Here is a 17,034-nt window from a genome sequence, read left to right as displayed (position 1 = left end):
CTTATCTCCAGGTCGGAATGAGGGATGCGGCGAGCAGCACACCCATCGCGAGATTGAGAATGCGCCAGTGGCGCGGCGTCCGAAACAGCCGCGCGAATAGCACGCCGAGCGCACACCACAGCGCGAGCGACGCGCACGCAGTCACCCCGAACGCTGCACCGAGCAGCATCGCGAGGCGGTTCGGATTGTTTGCGAGCAGGGCGAAAGACGCCGCCGCGCCAACCGTCATCGCCCAGCCTTTCGGGTTGAGCCAGAGCAGCAGGAAACCGTTGACGAGCGAAACGGGCCGCACGGGGCCATTGCTCGCGTTTGGCGGCCCGCTGCGCGCGATGCGCCACGCGAGCCACAGCAGATACGCGGAGCCGAGTGTCCTCACCGCCGTTTGCAGCGACGGCAGCGTGAGAAGCAGACCGCCAAGCCCGAGTGCGGCGACCGCAGCGAGCAAGGCGAGGCCCATAGCGATGCCGAGCATCAGCGGTATCGAGCGTACGAAGCCGAAGCGTGCGCCTGAGGCGGCGGCGAGCGTGGTCGCGCCGCCGGGCGTCACGGTCGCGACGGCGACGAAGAGCAGAAGCGGCAGAATCGAGGTCATCGGTGCACATTCGGATCAGTGAATTCGCACTGTACGGATCGTCAAGGCATCGTGAAAGCTAATAATATTGATGCGGTACATTACGCCGCATAATGTATAGATGAGCCGAAATCTCGACCTCGATCTGATCCGCACCTTCGTTGCCGTCGCCGATAGCGGCAGCATGACGGTCGCCGCGAATCTGCTGCACATGACGCAAGGCGCCGTGAGCCAACAGGTGAAGCGCCTCGAAGATGTGCTGGATTGCCTTCTATTCGTTCGCAAGACGCGCCGGCTGGAACTGTCGCACCAAGGCGAGCAGTTTCTCGTGAAGGCGCGCAAGCTGCTGCGGCTGAATGATGAAATCTGGGCCGACATGACCGGCCAGCCGTTGCGCGGCGCCTTGCGTGTGGGCGTGCCTTACGATCTCGTGACGCGGCTCGCGCCCGCGATGAAGGCATTCGCCGAGGCCCATCCGCACGTCGAAATTTCGTTGGTGTGCGCGGCGTCGCCAGAGCTGAGCGAAGCGGTGAGTAGCGGTCGCGTTGACGTGTCGTTGATCGAATATGTCGCAAGCGAAGCCGAAGGTGAAGTGGTCTGCATCGAGCCGTTGGTGTGGGTCAAGGGGCGCGGCAGTGATGCATGGCAGAAGCGGCCGTTACCGCTGTCGATGGTAGACGAGCGTTGTGCTTTCCGCCCGGTGGTGCTCGGCGCGCTCGCGGACGAGGGCATTGCGTGGCGCACGGTGTTCGAGAGCGGAAACATCGAGGCGACCGCCGCAACGGTGCGCGCGGGCCTCGCGATCACGACCTGGCTCGCCTCCACGGTGCCGGCCGATCTGGAGACGCTCACGTTTCGAGTCAGCGGCTTGCCTGCACTGCCTCCGTTCGCGATCTGTCTGCGATTGCCCGCGACGGTTCAGCCAGCGGCACAGGAATTCGCGCGCCATGTGCGGGATTCGATGTCGAGCGACGCTGGCACTCGACGCGCGCCGCTCGCGAACATTGCGTGACGGACGGCGTTTGAAGTGCGCGCCGGAATCGAGTGATTCAGACGCACGCAGTGCCGCCAGCCATCTTTTAGTTCACGGACGTCGCGATCCTACAAGCGCTGCGGCAGCGCAGCCGCAAAATAGTCAGTCACCCGGCGCACGCGCGCAGGCACGAAACGATGCCTCGGCCAGATGATGCTCACATCACGGGCGTCGCGAATGAAGTCGTCTAGCACGGTCACAATGTCGGGATGCTTGAGTTCGTCGGCGAGCGAGAGCTTCGCGAAGAGGCCGATTCCCACGCCCGCGAGCACGGCCGATCGTATTGTCTCGACGCTATTCGACGACAGGTTGCCTCGCACCGGTACGCTGAATCGGCCTCGTGGCCCATGAAACGGCCAGTTTGCCGACTCCATCAGACCGCCGTAGAGCAGGCAATTGTGATTGGCGAGTTCGGTAGGATCCTTCGGTACACCGTATTGCTCGAAATAGCGACGCGATCCGACGCAGACCAGCGGGGTGCTGGCAATCCGCTTCACGACCGAATCCGGATCGTTGACGGAGCCCACTCGAATCGCGAGATCGATTCGATCCTCGACCATATCGCGTACGAAATCCGACAACACGAGATCGACCCGAAGACCAGGATAGCGCGACAGCAGCTCGGGAATGAGCGGAAGAACGTGCAGGCGACCGAACGTAGAGGCAGAGGCGATCCGGACAAGCCCCGAGACATCCAGCGTGCTGCTGGTCAGCTCGCTGTCGGCCACCTCCATCTCGTCCAGCAACGGCTTGGTGCGTTCGTAGTATTTCTGCCCCTGATCCGTCAGGGTCACGCTGCGTGTGCTTCGGTTGAATAGCAGCACGCCCAGGCGCTTTTCCAGCGCGCCGATCGACTTACTGATCGCGGACTGTGACTCGCCGGTTCTGCGCGCCGCGGCGGAAAAGCCACCTGCTTCAACGACGGCGAAAAAGGCGTTCAATTCGTGAAACCGATCCATTGTATTTCTCTCGTGCGATCTATTCTCTCGGTGAATGGATCTTATGATAAATCCGCCGATTATCATTCGCAGGGGCCGCAATTACGATGTCACTTCCATTCACGAACAGGCAGAAGCTTCAATGTCTACTCTCACAGGGAAGATCGCCGTGATTAGCGGCGGAACGACGGGTATCGGCCTGGCGATCGCCAGGCGATTCGTCGCCGAAGGCGCTCACGTCTTTATCTTCGGTCGGCGCCAAGGCCAGCTCGACGAGGCCGTCAAACTGCTCGGACGCAACGTTACCGCGATTCAGGCCGACGCCGCGAATCTCGATGACCTCGACCGGGTCGCTGCGGCAGTCAGGGACGAAAAAGGTGTCGTCGACATCATCGTGTCGAACGCGGGCTTTACCGAGCAGGCTTCGATCGACACCATCACGCCTGAGCATTTCGACAAGGCATTCAACCTCATGGCGCGCGGCCCGGTATTTCTGGTGCAGAAGCTGCTGCCGATGATGACAGGTGGCGGGTCGATCATCCTGGTTTCGTCGGCCATGCACGTCATGGGCATCCCTGGTCATACCGCCTACGCGGCGACCAAGGCCGCGTTGCGTTCCTATGCCCGCACCTGGGCCGCCGAATTCAAGGATCGCGGCATTCGCGTCAACATGCTTAGCCCCGGTGTCACCGACACCCCGATTCTCGACTCCCAGTCGGCGACACGCGAGGATCTGGTGAGCATGTACAAGAGCATGGTCCCGATCGGTCGACTCGCCCGCGCCGAGGAGATGGCGAGCGCGGCGCTCTTTCTCGCCTCCGAACAGAGTTCCTATATGACGGGCGCGGATTTGATGAATGACGGCGGCATCGGCCAGGTCTGAGTCCGCCATTAAAAGGAGTGCACCATGACCTATTCAACTATCGACCCTGGAAAACTCGCAGCGGAGGCTGGCCGCCGGCTCGCCGGCAGCGGCATGGCTATTGGCGTTGCCAACGCGCATAGCCGCGAGTCGATCGAGGCAATGGCGCAGCAACTCGGTGCGCAGGTCACGGCCATGAGTTTGCAAGATGCGCCCAGCGCGGAGGTCATGATCCTCGCCCTGCCGATTCATGCCCACGCCACCATTGGCGATCAGCTATCTGATTGGGACCGGATGGTCGTTGTCGATGCGAACGACCATGACAGCATCTCGCCGGATGAGCTTATGGGTCTTCTGAATGCCGCGAGGTCATGACCTCCGCGATTTTTACTCGTGCTATTTAGCGGTCGCGTTGTACCACTCGACAGCGTCCTCGCCGGCGGGGACGTTGAACGGGCTCGATGAATCGGTCGCTGCGAGCCAAACTGCTTCGGCGACATCCGATGCGTGCGTGACGGCCGTTTCTTTCTGCCAGTTTGCGAAAATCTGCTCCACGAGCGCGCCGTACGGCTCGGCGAATCCGTCTTTCATCCGTGCCTGCGCGTTCTCGCCGAAGCGGGTGGAAGGCGCGCGTCCCGGCAGCACGACACGCACGCGCACATTGAACTGCTCCAGTTCGAGCGCGAGCGATTCGCTGAATGCGTTGACCGCGGACTTGCTCGCGGTGTAGACCGACAGCAAATGCAGCGGTCGGCAGGTGACGCTCGACGTCACATTGATGATCACACCTTCGCGGCGCTCGCGGAACTGCGGCAACACGGCCTGCGCCATCGCGATGGTCCCGAGCGTATTGGTCTCGAAGATATCGCGCACGGTGTCCATCGGCGTTCCTTCGAGCGCGTTCAGAAAACCGATACCCGCATTGTTGACGAGCACGTCGATCCGACCGGCGGCATCGATGACGGCGCGAATGCTTTGCGGGTCCTTCACGTCGAGGGCGAGAATCGAAAGACGATCGGAGCGCGGCAAGACGTCTTCGCGTGGCGCGCGCATCGTGGCGATAACGCGCCAGTCGCGATCCAGAAAATAACGCGCGATTTCGAGGCCAAAGCCGGACGAGCAACCGGTAATCAAGACGGTCTTCATGTCGAATCCTGTGGTTGGTGACAGTACCAACACAATAAGTCCTGACCGCCCGGACTCGCTACAATTGAGCGTCCAGGTTTCATTCGAAATCGTCCGATCATGATCGACCCGCTCGCCGAAATCGTCACATTGCTGAAGCCGACGCCCACGTTCTCGAAAGTGCTGAGCGGCGCCGGCCGCTGGCGCGCGAGCCGCACGGAAGTCGGCCAGCCGTTCTATTGCGTGGTGCTCGAAGGTTCCTTCCGTCTATCCGTCAATGGTTGCGAGCCGCTCATTCTTCAGGCCGATGACTTCGTGCTCGTGCCCGCAGTTTTTAGCTTCACGATGACGAGCATCAATCCGCCCGACGATGACGACGTCTCCGATATCGCGCCCGCGGCACTGCCCGACGGCAGCTTTCGTTTCGGCGATGCATCGGTCGCGCCAGAAGCCCAATGGCTTGCGGGCCTCTGCGCGTTCGGTTCGCCGGATGCGGCCTTGCTTGTCTCGCTCTTGCCCAAGCTCGCGCACGTGCGCGGTGAACCCAGGCTGGCGACGCTCGTGAAGCTCGTGAGGGAAGAATCGCGCGCGCAGCGGCCCGCGCGCGAGGTCGTGCTGGCGCGACTGCTCGAGGTGCTCTTCATTGAAGCGTTGCGAGCCACGGGGACGGGGGGGCATCGCCCGGACTCGTCCGCGGCCTCGCCGACGCCCGTCTCGCGCTTGCCATCCGTCATGTGCACGAGAGTCCGCACAAGCCCTGGACGATCGCAGAACTTGCAAAAACCGCCGCGCTTTCCCGGTCCTCTTTCTTCGATCGATTCAGCCGCGCAGTCGGCGTGGCACCGATGGAGTATCTGTTGTCGTGGCGCATGGCCGTCGCCAGGAGCCTGCTGCGCCGGAACGAAGTCAGCATCGCGGTGATCGCGGAACGTGTCGGCTACGGCTCGGCGAGCGCATTCAGCGTCGCGTTCACGCGTCATGTCGGATTGCCGCCCACGCAGTATGCTCGAGACGCAGCGAATGTCGTCGCTCGATAGCGTCGTAAAAAGGCTATCGGGCCTAGGGCCGCGAGCTTTCGCCGGATTGCAATCCGTTCGAGGCAGGCCTGGCGTTCGCCTGCAAGCTCGACCGAGACATCGCCTTCCGCGGTCGCGACGCCTTTCTGCGTCTGCGCAAGGCGCCGCTGCGCCGGCGTCTCGCGATCCTGACGGTCGACGGCGCCGAAAATCTGATGCTGTGGGGTGGCGAAGCTATCTTGCGCGAAGGCGAGCCGGTAGGGGCGGTAACCTCAGCCGCGTTTGGGCATACATTGCGATGCCCGGTCGCAATGGGTTTCGTGAACCGTGCCGATGGTGCCGCCGATGCCGCGTGGCTCACGCAAGGCCGCTATACGATCGACGTGGCGGGCGAACAGGTGAGGGCAGCCGTGCATCTTAGGGCGCCGTACGATCCGCGATCGGAACGCGTGAAGGGCTAGATGCAGCGAGCTGAGGCGAGAACGACCCCGAAATCAGGTTTTCGCGCAACAGTCGCGCGTTGCGCCTTCGTGGAGCTTCAGGTCGATCCGGAAATTTTCACTAGAGCATCGTCTACGCCGAAGTGATGAAAATTACATCGAACCTATCCGGCCGATGCCGCGAGACATCGCTCAATGCTTGCTGCATCGCTCTTTCGCACTGTCAATCTGTTCGTCACCGACTTGACTCCGAGCACTGATCTTGCTGCATTGCCAGCGCGCGAGATCTGCCAGCTTTCCGGCACCGACCCGGTGAGCGTGACGACGCCGTGGCTCGCCCTGATGTGAATCTCTGAATCATCCATATCCGGTACACGCCTGAGGGCGCGGCGAACGTCACGAACTATCGAAGTATCCGGCCTGGGTCGAGGCGGCGAGCCCGAGGCCGCCACCCTTTGTGCGACCGCGCCGGCCGTCGCGCTCATACCTTGTTGCGCGTTCGCATAGGCCACGCCACTCGCGATGGCCGCAATTAACATTGCGCCGATTATTCTGCTGGCATTGCTTATGTTCATGCTGGCTCCTTTGGGTCCTGTGAACCTTGCAAAATCCGCTGTCCGTGTCGAACGATTTCTTTGACCAGCAGATCCAGGTCGCGAGCGTTTTCTCGGAACGCGGCTGAACGCCGTGCATAGGGAGCAAACCGGCTGCGTCGTTCTTCTCCATCTCGGCACCTGTCGGGTTCGACGTTGAGCAAACAAGAATCGCCCCAACAGGAGGCAGGATCGGCGCCGTAAGCCGTCACCACTCGGACACGATGCGATACACGCTTGCCCTGCCCTGGAGGCCGCGAAGCGGAGCCTCAAATTCGACGACAGTGCGGCCACCAAGGAGGTCGCGGACTCCAGGCGCACTATAGAGCGCTTCCGAAATGCAAATCTCCCCGGCGTCGGCGAGAGACTGCACGCGCGCGGCGACGTTGACGGCCTGGCCGAAATAATCGAGATTGTCGTTCAGTGTCACCGCAATGGACGGCCCGCAATGTGCCCCGATCTTCAGGATGATCGCCGGTTCTCCACGTTCGCGATTGAAGCGCCCGATTTCCTCCACGATACTCAACGACGCGGAGACTGCGTCCGTTGGTCGACAAAAGACGGCCATCACAGCGTCGCCAATCGTCTTTACGATAGCGCCGGAGTACCGTTGTGCGATCATCTCAAGCAAGGCGAAATGCTGTCTGACGAGGCCGTACGCATTCAGATCACCGATGCGTTCATACATGGCCGTCGAACCCTTGAGATCCGTGAAAACGAACGTCACTTGCCGAATCCCAAGGCCTTCCTTCTCGTCAACGTTCTCCGAGCGGAACAGGCGCCGGAAGGTTTGTCGCGCCACCAGCGCCCCTCCGGAGAGATACGGTTCGAATTCGAGCGGCGGCTTGATGGCCTGAGCGACGACCTCTGGAGGCCAATTGATCAAGAGCAGCGACCCGCGCGTGCTCCCGGTATTCCTTACCTGGATGAGGACAGGACCAGGCGGCACAACGGAGAGCGCCGGGGCAAACCGTTGACCGTCATAACCGACCTGCAACAGTGTCGGCGAGGTGGCGGGCTCACCAGCGATCGGAACAATGAGAGCGGCTTGTGTCTCGACATTCACACCCGTCAAGGCACCGGGGCCAAGAACAGCCTGCAGGGTCGTCGTCGAACCTGGCGGCAGGAACGTGAGGCCGCGCACGAGCCCCCGCAAGAAGTCGAGAAACCGGACTTGCTGGCCGGCGAACCGACCGTCACCGTTAAATCGCAGTTTCCAGTGGAAATCTTCAACGGAAAGCGACTCGGGATCGTGGAACGTCAGCCTCCGAAGTTCGGGCGATATTGAAAACGTGACCTGGATGAAATCGTCGAGGTCGGTTTCGCCCGTAACGTCGCATAGCCCACAGACGTAATGGGTCTTGAGAGTGCGCAATGATCCGAAGCTGTGGAGGACCATTCCCGACTGCGGACAAAGAACGTCCCAGTTCATCTCGAACAATCCGTATCGCGCCGCATGAAGAAAGAGGTCAATGCAATCAGCCTCGCTTATGCCGCGATCTCGCGCAAACGCCAGCGGATTGACCCGGTAGACGGACAGCTCGTCGCCGCTCCTGATCAGAGTCTCGAGCTTGGAAATGACGCGCGGACTCCATGACCTCGCCTGCTCGATCGCGATCATTTTGCTCTCGAGAAGCCGATCGTCAATGTTCATCGTCGTGGCCAGGTCAACGGAAAACAGTCAGACACAACTGCCGTGTCATGTCGCTCTACCTCGGATTGCAAGATACGGTGACGGTTGAACGGCGTCAACAGGAGTGAGCGCGGCGACCCTATCCTCCTCTATCGGCCTCGCCCGAAAGCGCGGCCTCGATCGCCTGGAGCGCATAAAGGAAACCCAGGCTGCTGCCCTCCTGCCGTAGCCGCTGGAGTTCCTTCAGCGATGCCGGATCGCGATTGCCGGTTCCATACGAGACAAGCGCCCGTGCGCGCGCCACGAAAAATCCGGAAAAGGGCGATGGCTCGCGGCGTGCGTAGTCTTCAAGAGCCGCGGCATGATGCGCGGCCGCATCCCAGCGTTTGCGGTCGATGCATGCATCTATCGCATCACGTCGAAACAGAAAGTGGTTGTGGCTCACCGCTCCGGCCGCGAGCAAAGCTTCGCCTTCCGCGAGCGCCTGTGCGAAGACAACGGGGTCGTCCGTCGTGCGCGCGAGCACGCCGAGATAAGCGGGGCCCAGGTAGTTCATGCCGGTCTCCCGGCTGATCGACAGCGCCGCTTCGATATCGGCGCGCGCTTCGCGCGAACGGCCGGCGACCCGATGCAATTCCGCGCGAAACGCGAGCGCTTCACCTTCGAAGCGCCTTGATTTCAGCTCGCGCGCGCACTGTAGCGCAGGAGCGACGTGCTCCCACGCACGATCCCACTCCGCGCGATCGTGCAGGCAGTGCCAGGCAGCGTGATGGGCGACGGCAAGTGCGCGGGGATGCCCCACTTTCTGCGCTGCGGCGACGCTGGCAAGCGCGGCGTCGAGTGCGCTCGCGGCTTCGCCGGTAAACCACGTCGTGATCGCCCGCATCGGAAGGTTGGCCACCTCGATCCGTCCGAAGCCATGGCATTTGCAGAGTTCGATGCAGCGGCTGAAGGCCGCGTGGGCGCTGATCATCCGGCCGCGCATGTACTCGCCATCGCCAAGGCCGCCGAGTGCGGCCGCCTCCTGTTCGGGATCACACGCGTCGCGCGCGAGGGCAAGGCTGCGCCCGTGCTCACGCACGCAGCCGTCGATATCGCCGCGGGGAAAACACAGATTGCCGCGCAGGAAGTGAATGCGCGCCTTTTCGCGCAACAGGCCTTGGGAGGCTTCAGCGGCGTAGTCGAGGTCGGCCCATGCACCGTCGAGATCGTCGATGATCCGCTTCACCGTGGCCCGCCCGATCCATGCGCGGCAACGCTCCGCGTCCGTCGTCGCATATTCGAGGGCGATTTCGAATGCATGAAGTGCCGACTTCATGTCGCCCAGGTCATGCAGGACGCTGCCATGTAGACACTCGAGTGCGGCGCGGTCGCTGCGTTGATCCGCGAGATCGAGCCCTCGTTCGACAAGCCGGAGCGCGGCTTCATGGCGGTGCCCCGACGCCTGCGAGCGCGCTGCTTCGCAATAGGCGAGCGCTGCCCCGGGTTCTCCCGCGCGATCGAGATGTTCGGCTCGCAGGACGAGGTCGCGCTCGCCGTACCACTGTGCGGCGCGACGATGCAAATCGCGGCGCCGGCTTTTCAGCAGCCCGTCATAAATGGCGTCGCGAATCAGTGCGTGATGGAAGATGAATCCGGTGCCCTGACGTCGTAACAGCAGACCGATCACAAGCGGTTCCAGCGCAACGCCGGCATCCGCATCGGCGCCGGCGCCATCGACGAGAAAATCGACCGCCTCCTTCTCGAACAACTGGCCGAGCACCGAGGCAGCCTGCAGCACTGTCTTATCGGCGGGATCAAGCCGATCCAGCCGCGCCTGTACGAGGCTTCGCACCGACCCCGGCACGCCGGTCCCTTCGCCGTCCTGCGCATCGTTCAGCAACTGCTCGAGAAACAGCGGATTGCCCGCCGCCCGTTCGATGCAGCGTCCCGCCAGACCTGCCTGCGCCCCGGGAAACGATCTGGCCATCGCCTGCGCGTCGCTGGCGCTCAGCGGACCCAGATCGATCAGCGAATACGGTCCGCCGGTCGCCACGCGCCACGGCTCTTCACTCGAATCGCCGTGCGTCCGCACTGTCAGCACGAGTACGGCCGGACATCCCGCCATGGTTTCCGAAAGTCCGGCGAGGTCGCGAAGCGTCGATTCGTCCGACCAGTGAATATCCTCGACGACCAGTACCCGAGATTGCTGGCGGCTCGCGCGTTGGACGAGCCGGGTCAGGGCGTTGCGTCGGCCGCGAACGCGCATTTCATTGTCCATGGCCTCGTAGACTGCCCGGTCCTCGAACCCCATCGGCAAATCGACCAGATCTTCGAGGAAGAGTGCGTCGCCAGCGTCGATCAAACCGCTGGCGAGCGCGTGCTCGACGCCAGTGGCACTCGCAGCTCCGTCAGTTGAGCCGTCGGCTGCCAACAGGCCGCGCACGAGAGACTGGATTGCGCCACGTCCGGTTGACGCACCGAAGTCGAGCACGAGGCCAGTATGAGAAAGGAATCCTGACTCCCGCGCCTCGCGTTCGAATTCCTCGACCAGGCGTGTTTTGCCGATCCCGGCCTCACCGCGCAGCAGAACGGTGCGTCCGCCTCCGGTGTCGCGGCAGGAATGGAGCACGGATCGAAACTGCCGCATCTCATGATGCCGGCCGACGAACGGCCGGCCCGGGCGTGAGCGCCGAAGGCCGGCAATACACCACGCCGTGACCGCTTCTGCGAAGCCTTTGACCGACAGCGCGCCGCGTTCGACACAGTCCATGCGGTCAGCCAGCGGGCGTCGCACGCTTTCCGAGATCAGGATCTTCCCCGGCTCAGCCGCATCGGTGAGACGCGAGGCGAGGTTGACCGTGTCGCCGGTGACGGTGTATTCCCTGTGAGTCGCGCTACCGGTGCCGCTTGCGACGACTTCGCCGCCGGCTATGCCGATATGCACGGAGACCGGGCGGCCGAGAGCACGCGACAGGTCGGGCATCCCATCCCTGATCGCGAGCGCCGCCCGCACGGCGCGTTCGACATCATTGCCATGCGAGACCGGCGCGCCGAATACTGCCATGACGCAGTCGCCGACGTGCTTGTCGACGTGCCCGCCATGTTGCTCGATGGTGCGGTCAACCTGCTCGAAGTAGCGATCGAGCACGGCGAGTACTTCCTCCGCGTCGACTTCACGGCTCATCCGCGTGAAGCCACACAGATCGGCGAACAGGACGGCGACCTGCCGTCGTTCGCCTTTCGCCTCGCCTGGGCTCGCGGCGCTATGCCGGGGCCCGGTTCGCGCCCGCAATTCAGTCAAGGCATCGAGCAGTTTGCGGCGATGACCAACCGACGCAATACCCAGTTCTTTCAGATCGTCCGCGGTGAGATCGCGAAGCACGTCGGCGTCGATGGCGTTCTCGCGAAACACCGGTTCATACCGCTCCATTCCGAGGCTGTGCAGCCACACGGCGACGTCCACGAGCCCTCCTGAGAGGAAGGTGTCGAATCCGTCAAAAATAGCACGGGGCTGGCTTCGTGGAGCTCTGCGCCCCGGGCGGCGGCCGACGCATCGCTGCCGCCCATGGGCGCGGTTGTCGACCGGCGGAAAGCAGCGGAGAAGGTGCGTCTCGCGCGTTGCCGACTGGACACCTGGGACTTCAGCGAGGCAGATATCGACGAGCCAGCGCCTCATATAGCGGCCGGGCGACCAGCTTTGGCACTGGCTCGAAATCAGCGCGGTGGCCGTCAAGGAAATCACCAGCCGCGCGAAACGGCAGTGAGGCTACACCGCGCCTGTCCTCGGCTTTGAGCGTGCCAACGCTAGCGCCAGCCTTGCGCCGACCTCGGCGTTGTGTTTCACGAGCGCGATGTTTGTCGCCAGGCTGCGCCCGTCTGTCAACGCCTTGATGCGCGCCAGCAGGAAGGGGGTGACGGCCTTGCCAGTGATTCCTTGTGCAGCGGCCTCGTCGAGCGCCTGCTGGGTCAGCGCGTCGATCTCTTCGAACGACATCGCCGCGGCTTCCGGCACCGGAGTGCTCAACACCACACCGCCGTCGAGGCCCAGGTCCCACTTGGTGCGAATGAACCGTGCCTGTTCCTCCGCGTCGTCCAGCCTGAAGTCCGCGCGAAAGCCGCTGTCACGCGTGTAGAACGCCGCAAAATTGTCCTGTTCGCAACTGAGCACCGGCACGCCGTGGGTTTCCAGGTATTCCAATGTGAGCCCGATGTCCAGGATGGACTTCGCACCGGCACAGATCACCGCCACCGAGGTCTTCGCCAGTTCCTGCAGGTCGGCCGAGATGTCAAAGGTTTCATGCGCGCCTCGGTGTACGCCGCCAATGCCTCCGGTGACGAAGACCTCGATGCCGGCCAACGCCGCACATATCATCGTGCCAGCCACGGTCGTGGCGCCCAGCCCGCCGCCGGCCAGCACGGCCGGCAGGTCGCGGCGGCTGACCTTATGCACGTGGTCCGATCGGCCGATCGTTTCCAGCTCGTCATCCGAAAGGCCGATGTGGATTCGCCCATCGATCAGCGCAATAGTCGCCGGCTCGGCACCCGCGTCACGGATCAAGGCCTCCACTTCGCGCGCAGTGCGAACGTTCCCCGGGTAGGGCATGCCGTGGGCGATGATGGTCGATTCCAGCGCCACGAGCGGGCGACCGGAGGCCTGTGCAGCGGCTGCAGGCGCGCTCCAGGTCAACCAGGAGCGTGCAAGGTCAGCAACCATGTCGATCCTTTCGGTGGTGTGATTCACTGAAGTATGCTGTACAAGACCGGTCCACGGTTTGCTGTGGCCGGCGCAGATGGCATAAGGCAAACGGATTCATCCCGGCGATGGCCGGGAGGATGAGCGTAAATGACCGCGCCCGAAACCGGCTAAGGCCGCGGCCCGTCAGGGGCGTCGGCCTTCAGCGAGTGGTTAGGCGTCCGTGTGCCCTTGGCGCCTTAGGACGACATGCGTGGCCTTCTCCGACGCTACGAATTCAACGCATTCGTATCCCAGAGCCCGCAAGTCGACCCCTTCGAACAGCGATTCTCCCCGGCCGAGCAGGACCGGCGCGACGGCAATGTGCAGATCATCGATGAGGCCCTCGCGAAGATACTGCCGAATTGTGTCCGGCCCACCGCCAATCCGCACGTCCATTCCGGCAGCGGCCTCGCGTGCACGGTCGAGCGCCTCGCGAATGCCTCCTGTTATGAAGTGGAACGTCGTGCCGCCTGCCATCTCGATGGGGGGACGAGCGTGATGGGTCAAGATGAAGACTGGAACGTGATACGGTGGATTGTCTCCCCACCAGCCTTTCCAGTTTGTGTCCGGCCAGTCCCCACGAATGGGTCCGAACATGTTCCGCCCAAGAATCCAGGCCCCGACATTCTGAAAGCCACGGGCGGCGAAATCATCGTCAACCCCGGTCGTACCGCCGTCCTTGCCGAACAAGGCTTGCTGGAACGTGTGTGTTGGGACTAGCCACTGATGCAGTTCCGTCCCGCCAACGCCGAGCGGATTGTTGATGTCTTGATTCGGGCCTGCACCGTATCCGTCGAGCGAAATGGTGAAGCCCGCAACGCGAACGCGTGTCATCGTTTGCCTCCGTTTAGACGCCTAACGTAATGTGGACCGCAAAGCTGCATGGTTTGCCGGAACTACGCGAAATAGTCTGGCAGCAGATTTTTGCTCAAGCATATGTCTCCAGGAGAAGTTTTCCGAATTTGTAAGCTGGCATACAGCGGCGACCAGCCATCCAAACATGGCACGCACCTGCCCAGAGCCAACTTTTGCCTGCCGCAGGCGTACGATGAACGGCATCGTCCCGTTTGAGGACGGCTTGATTGATGGAGGGTCGAGATGAGACGTCTTTATTTCCTCGCATCTGACACGACGATGGCCAAGGCGATCGTAGACGACTTGCTGCGGGCGCGGATCACATGGCGACATCTCCATGTTCTCGCGAATCACAGCGTCGCACTCGAACAGTTACCCGAGGCAACTTTGCTGCAGAGCAGCGACGTCGTGCACTCGCTCGAACGAGGCGTGGCGCTCGGCGGTGCGACCGGAGCGCTTGTCGGCCTCGTGGCGCTGGCGTTTCCTCCCGCGGAGCTCGCTATTGCGGGCGGAGCCGTCATCGCATTGACGTTGGCGGGGGCCGGCTTCGGGGCCTGGACGGCCGCGATGATCGGCGTCGCCGAACCGAATGCACGACTCGAGCGCTTTCGGGACGCCATCCGTAACGGCCAGCTCCTGATCATGGCCGACGTGCCTGGATCGCGCGAACAGGACATCGAGCAGATGGTCGCGCAGCATTTTCCGAAGGCCGATATCGAGGGCGCGGAGTCCACGACACCGATCTTCCCCTGAGAAGCAGTCGGGAGGAGGCGAGCGGCGCCACCTTTGGGGCGACTGCGATCGAAGAAGGGCGGGGGCGTCTCGGCCGATGCCGTTGCAGGCGGCTTTCGTTAGAATCTGTTTTCGATTCTTTTACTCGTCAATTACCGGAGGCGAACGTGCCAGGTTTACTTCCCGATGTCGACCGCGATGGACTCCTCGAATATTCGGTCGTCTACACCGACCGATCGATCAATCACATGTCGCAGCTCTTTCAAGGAGTCGTACGCGATATTTCCGGCGCCCTGAAAAAAGTCTACAACGCGAAGTCGGCCGTTATCGTCCCGGGCAGCGGGACTTTCGGCATGGAAGCCGTCGCCCGGCAGTTCGCGACGAACAGGAAGTGTCTGGTCATCCGCAATGGCTGGTTCAGTTTCCGCTGGTCACAGATTTTCGACATGGGCGACATTCCGTCTGAATCGGTGGTGTTGAAGGCGCGTCCGGTCGAACTAGGTAGGCAGGCCGCATATGCACCGGCTCCGATCGAAGAAGTCGTCGCTGCGATCAAGGAAAACAAGCCAGACCTGGTCTTTGCGCCGCATGTCGAAACCGCATCCGGGATGATGCTGCCTGATGCCTACTTGCGCGCGGTGTCCGACGCGGTGCATGCCGTCGGCGGCATGTTTGTACTGGATTGCATCGCCTCCGGTACGATCTGGGTGGACATGCAGGCCAGTGGCATCGATGTCCTGATCAGCGCACCGCAAAAAGGATGGAGTGCGTCACCCTGCTGCGCAATGGTCATGCTCAGCCCTCTCGCCCGCGAAAAAATCGACGCAACGACCAGCACCAGTTTCGCTTGTGATCTTGGGAAATGGCTGCAGATCATGGAAGCCTACGAGAACGGCGGGTTCGCCTATCACGCCACGATGCCGACGGACAGTCTCGCGACGCTGCGCGACGTCATGAAGGAAACCGAGGCATATGGTTTCGAGAAAGTCAGAGCTGAGCAGCTTGAACTCGGCAAGCGCATTCGCTCACTCCTGAGTGACAAAGGTTTCAAAAGCGTGGCGGCTGAAGGTTTTCAGGCTCCTGGCGTCGTGGTCTGCTATACGGACGATGACGGCATACGGTCCGGCAAGAAATTCGCCGATGCCGGCTTGCAGATCGCGGCCGGTGTTCCCCTTCAATGCGACGAGCCAGAAGACTTCAAAACCTTCCGCGTCGGATTATTTGGCCTGGACAAACTGCATGACGTCGAAGGTGTGGTCGCCAGGCTCGCCAAGGCGTTGGACAGTATTCTTTAGAGCGTTTTTCCAAAGCACGTGCGCGTGGCTCGCTCTCGCGACTGGCCGCCGCACGGCGCCGCGGATGGTGCGACTGGCTGCGCACCATCCGGTTGCAAGTGGCTGTGCGACTGGTCTCCCGCGCGATACAGAAACCGTTTCAAAGAAGAATGATGGGCTGCGTGCAGGCGATACGGCAGCAGCGGGAAAAGGCTTCCCGCTCAGCCGCCGTGCGCGCGCGGAAACCGGCCAACGCGGACATGCTAAGGTCGCTCTACCGCGACACCCCACGCGTGCCGCAGAACCCTCGACGGGATCATCGGGGGTGACGAATGCCTCAGGAAGTCAACCGAATGTTAGGTTCACTGAACAGTAGCCGACCCGATCCCGTCGACCGCTCGCGCCGCCTCGACGGCAATTTTCAAGTCGAAGCGGGTACCGCTTCGAAAATAGGCCGGTGTATAGCGTGTTCGAGGTTTTGTGAGTGCTACTGAGTCACGAGATCGTGACAACAAACGCAAATCCTGTTTCCCTCCGGGTCGCGGAAGTACGCCCCGTAATAGTCCCGGTGATAGTGTGCTCGCAAGCCGGGAGGACCTTCGCAAGAACCTGAGTTTGCCAGCGCGCTAGCGTATGCGTTGTCCACTGAACGACGATCAGGCGCGAGCAATGCCACCATTTGACCGTTTCCGTGTTCTGCTAAGTTGCCATCATATGGCCTGCCGATAAGGAAAAGCGGACGCGGCATACCCTCAGCCATCCAACCAGCCCACGGTTTATCTGGCTCGCAAAACTTCAGTCGATGTCCCAACTCGCTCATGACGGCCGAATAGAATTTCAAGGCTCGGTCAAAGTCATTAACCCCAACGAAAACATGCGAAATCATCCTGATCTGTTCCTGTTCGAATCGCGATGTCTTTGCACGGTATCACGGCGGAGTTGCGCTCGACCTCTTGAACGCTCGCGAGCGTCGGGCCTGCGAGTGGAAACCTGGAAGCTTCGATTAATGAATATGTAATGACAAGCGGCAGAATCGTGCACGCATGCCCCCGATTGGACGGACGACAGGAAAACGCTCGCACATGGTGCCTGGGTACATTCCATCTGTACACCGCATTCCGCCAGGAAGCCTTCTGACAGTGCTGCCGCCCAATCCCGCTTCGTTCCTCACAACATCCATCTGACCGCTGAAGGACTCGAAGTTCGGCTCCTCCAATAATTCCCCGCTTCAACACCTGTCGTGCG

At 62.0% G+C, this 17,034-nt stretch carries 14 protein-coding genes and 2 pseudogenes; 7 read left to right on the top strand and 9 right to left on the bottom strand.

Annotation, left to right across the window (positions count from 1 at the left end):
- Position 1 precedes the first annotated feature (1 nt).
- The gene (locus OKW41_RS25065; protein WP_429447406.1) at positions 2–592 is read right to left on the bottom strand and encodes a LysE family translocator; all 591 of its coding nucleotides are present in this window, start codon (positions 590–592) and stop codon (positions 2–4) included.
- A gap of 100 nt (positions 593–692) precedes the next feature.
- Here OKW41_RS25065 and OKW41_RS25060 point away from each other — a divergent pair, with 100 nt between their 5' ends.
- Positions 693–1,583 carry a LysR substrate-binding domain-containing protein gene (locus OKW41_RS25060; protein WP_429574276.1) on the top strand — a complete coding sequence of 297 codons (891 nt, stop codon included), beginning with the start codon at positions 693–695 and terminating at the stop codon, positions 1,581–1,583.
- Between the two features lie 89 nt (positions 1,584–1,672).
- Here OKW41_RS25060 and OKW41_RS25055 read toward each other — a convergent pair whose 3' ends face one another.
- Entirely contained in the window at positions 1,673–2,563 is an 891-nt protein-coding gene (locus OKW41_RS25055; protein WP_429574384.1) for a LysR family transcriptional regulator, read from the bottom strand.
- 121 nt (positions 2,564–2,684) lie between these two features.
- On the opposite strand from OKW41_RS25055, the gene OKW41_RS25050 reads away from it, so the two are divergent.
- The gene (locus OKW41_RS25050; RefSeq protein WP_429574383.1) at positions 2,685–3,425 is read left to right on the top strand and encodes an SDR family NAD(P)-dependent oxidoreductase; all 741 of its coding nucleotides are present in this window, start codon (positions 2,685–2,687) and stop codon (positions 3,423–3,425) included.
- Positions 3,426–3,449: 24 nt separating this feature from the next.
- Positions 3,450–3,779, top strand: coding sequence for an NAD(P)-binding domain-containing protein (locus OKW41_RS25045; RefSeq protein WP_429574275.1), 330 nt, complete (start codon positions 3,450–3,452; stop codon positions 3,777–3,779).
- 21 nt (positions 3,780–3,800) lie between these two features.
- On the opposite strand, the gene OKW41_RS25040 is transcribed toward OKW41_RS25045, so the two are convergent.
- Positions 3,801–4,550, bottom strand: a complete 750-nt coding sequence (locus OKW41_RS25040; RefSeq protein WP_429574274.1) for an SDR family oxidoreductase — start codon at positions 4,548–4,550, stop codon at positions 3,801–3,803.
- Positions 4,551–4,649: 99 nt separating this feature from the next.
- Between OKW41_RS25040 and OKW41_RS25035 the strand changes: the two are divergent.
- Positions 4,650–5,566: pseudogene (locus OKW41_RS25035) on the top strand (AraC family transcriptional regulator).
- A gap of 8 nt (positions 5,567–5,574) precedes the next feature.
- Positions 5,575–6,006 (top strand): annotated as a pseudogene (locus tag OKW41_RS25030) (glycine cleavage T C-terminal barrel domain-containing protein); the annotation flags it as partial.
- Positions 6,007–6,149: 143 nt separating this feature from the next.
- On the opposite strand, the gene OKW41_RS25025 reads toward OKW41_RS25030, so the two are convergent.
- The 5 genes from OKW41_RS25025 to OKW41_RS25005 form a co-directional block, all read right to left on the bottom strand.
- Positions 6,150–6,350, bottom strand: coding sequence for a BON domain-containing protein (locus OKW41_RS25025; protein ID WP_429574382.1), 201 nt, complete (start codon positions 6,348–6,350; stop codon positions 6,150–6,152).
- Between the two features lie 436 nt (positions 6,351–6,786).
- Positions 6,787–8,232: a DUF5939 domain-containing protein gene (locus tag OKW41_RS25020; protein WP_429574273.1), complete on the bottom strand. Its 1,446-nt coding sequence runs from the start codon at positions 8,230–8,232 to the stop codon at positions 6,787–6,789.
- 118 nt (positions 8,233–8,350) lie between these two features.
- Positions 8,351–11,656, bottom strand: a complete 3,306-nt coding sequence (locus tag OKW41_RS25015; protein ID WP_429574272.1) for an adenylate/guanylate cyclase domain-containing protein — start codon at positions 11,654–11,656, stop codon at positions 8,351–8,353.
- A 303-nt stretch (positions 11,657–11,959) separates the two neighbouring features.
- Positions 11,960–12,907 carry a pseudouridine-5'-phosphate glycosidase gene (locus tag OKW41_RS25010; RefSeq protein WP_429574381.1) on the bottom strand — a complete coding sequence of 316 codons (948 nt, stop codon included), beginning with the start codon at positions 12,905–12,907 and terminating at the stop codon, positions 11,960–11,962.
- 192 nt (positions 12,908–13,099) lie between these two features.
- The gene (locus OKW41_RS25005; RefSeq protein WP_429574271.1) at positions 13,100–13,762 is read right to left on the bottom strand and encodes a dihydrofolate reductase family protein; all 663 of its coding nucleotides are present in this window, start codon (positions 13,760–13,762) and stop codon (positions 13,100–13,102) included.
- A 264-nt stretch (positions 13,763–14,026) separates the two neighbouring features.
- Between OKW41_RS25005 and OKW41_RS25000 the strand changes: the two genes are divergently transcribed.
- Positions 14,027–14,536, top strand: coding sequence for a DUF1269 domain-containing protein (locus tag OKW41_RS25000; protein ID WP_429447418.1), 510 nt, complete (start codon positions 14,027–14,029; stop codon positions 14,534–14,536).
- A 146-nt stretch (positions 14,537–14,682) separates the two neighbouring features.
- Positions 14,683–15,810: an aminotransferase class V-fold PLP-dependent enzyme gene (locus tag OKW41_RS24995; protein WP_429574270.1), complete on the top strand. Its 1,128-nt coding sequence runs from the start codon at positions 14,683–14,685 to the stop codon at positions 15,808–15,810.
- A 466-nt stretch (positions 15,811–16,276) separates the two neighbouring features.
- Here OKW41_RS24995 and OKW41_RS24990 read toward each other — a convergent pair whose 3' ends face one another.
- On the bottom strand, positions 16,277–16,675 hold the full coding sequence (locus OKW41_RS24990) for a VOC family protein (protein ID WP_429447420.1): 399 nt from the start codon (positions 16,673–16,675) through the stop codon (positions 16,277–16,279).
- Positions 16,676–17,034: the final 359 nt, after the last annotated feature.

It is taken from the genome of Paraburkholderia sp. UCT70 (assembly GCF_050434085.1).
Taxonomy (GTDB): Bacteria; Pseudomonadota; Gammaproteobacteria; order Burkholderiales; family Burkholderiaceae; genus Paraburkholderia; species Paraburkholderia tuberum.
Note: the sequence above shows the minus strand (reverse complement) of the source record. Positions and strands in the feature narration are given on the sequence as shown.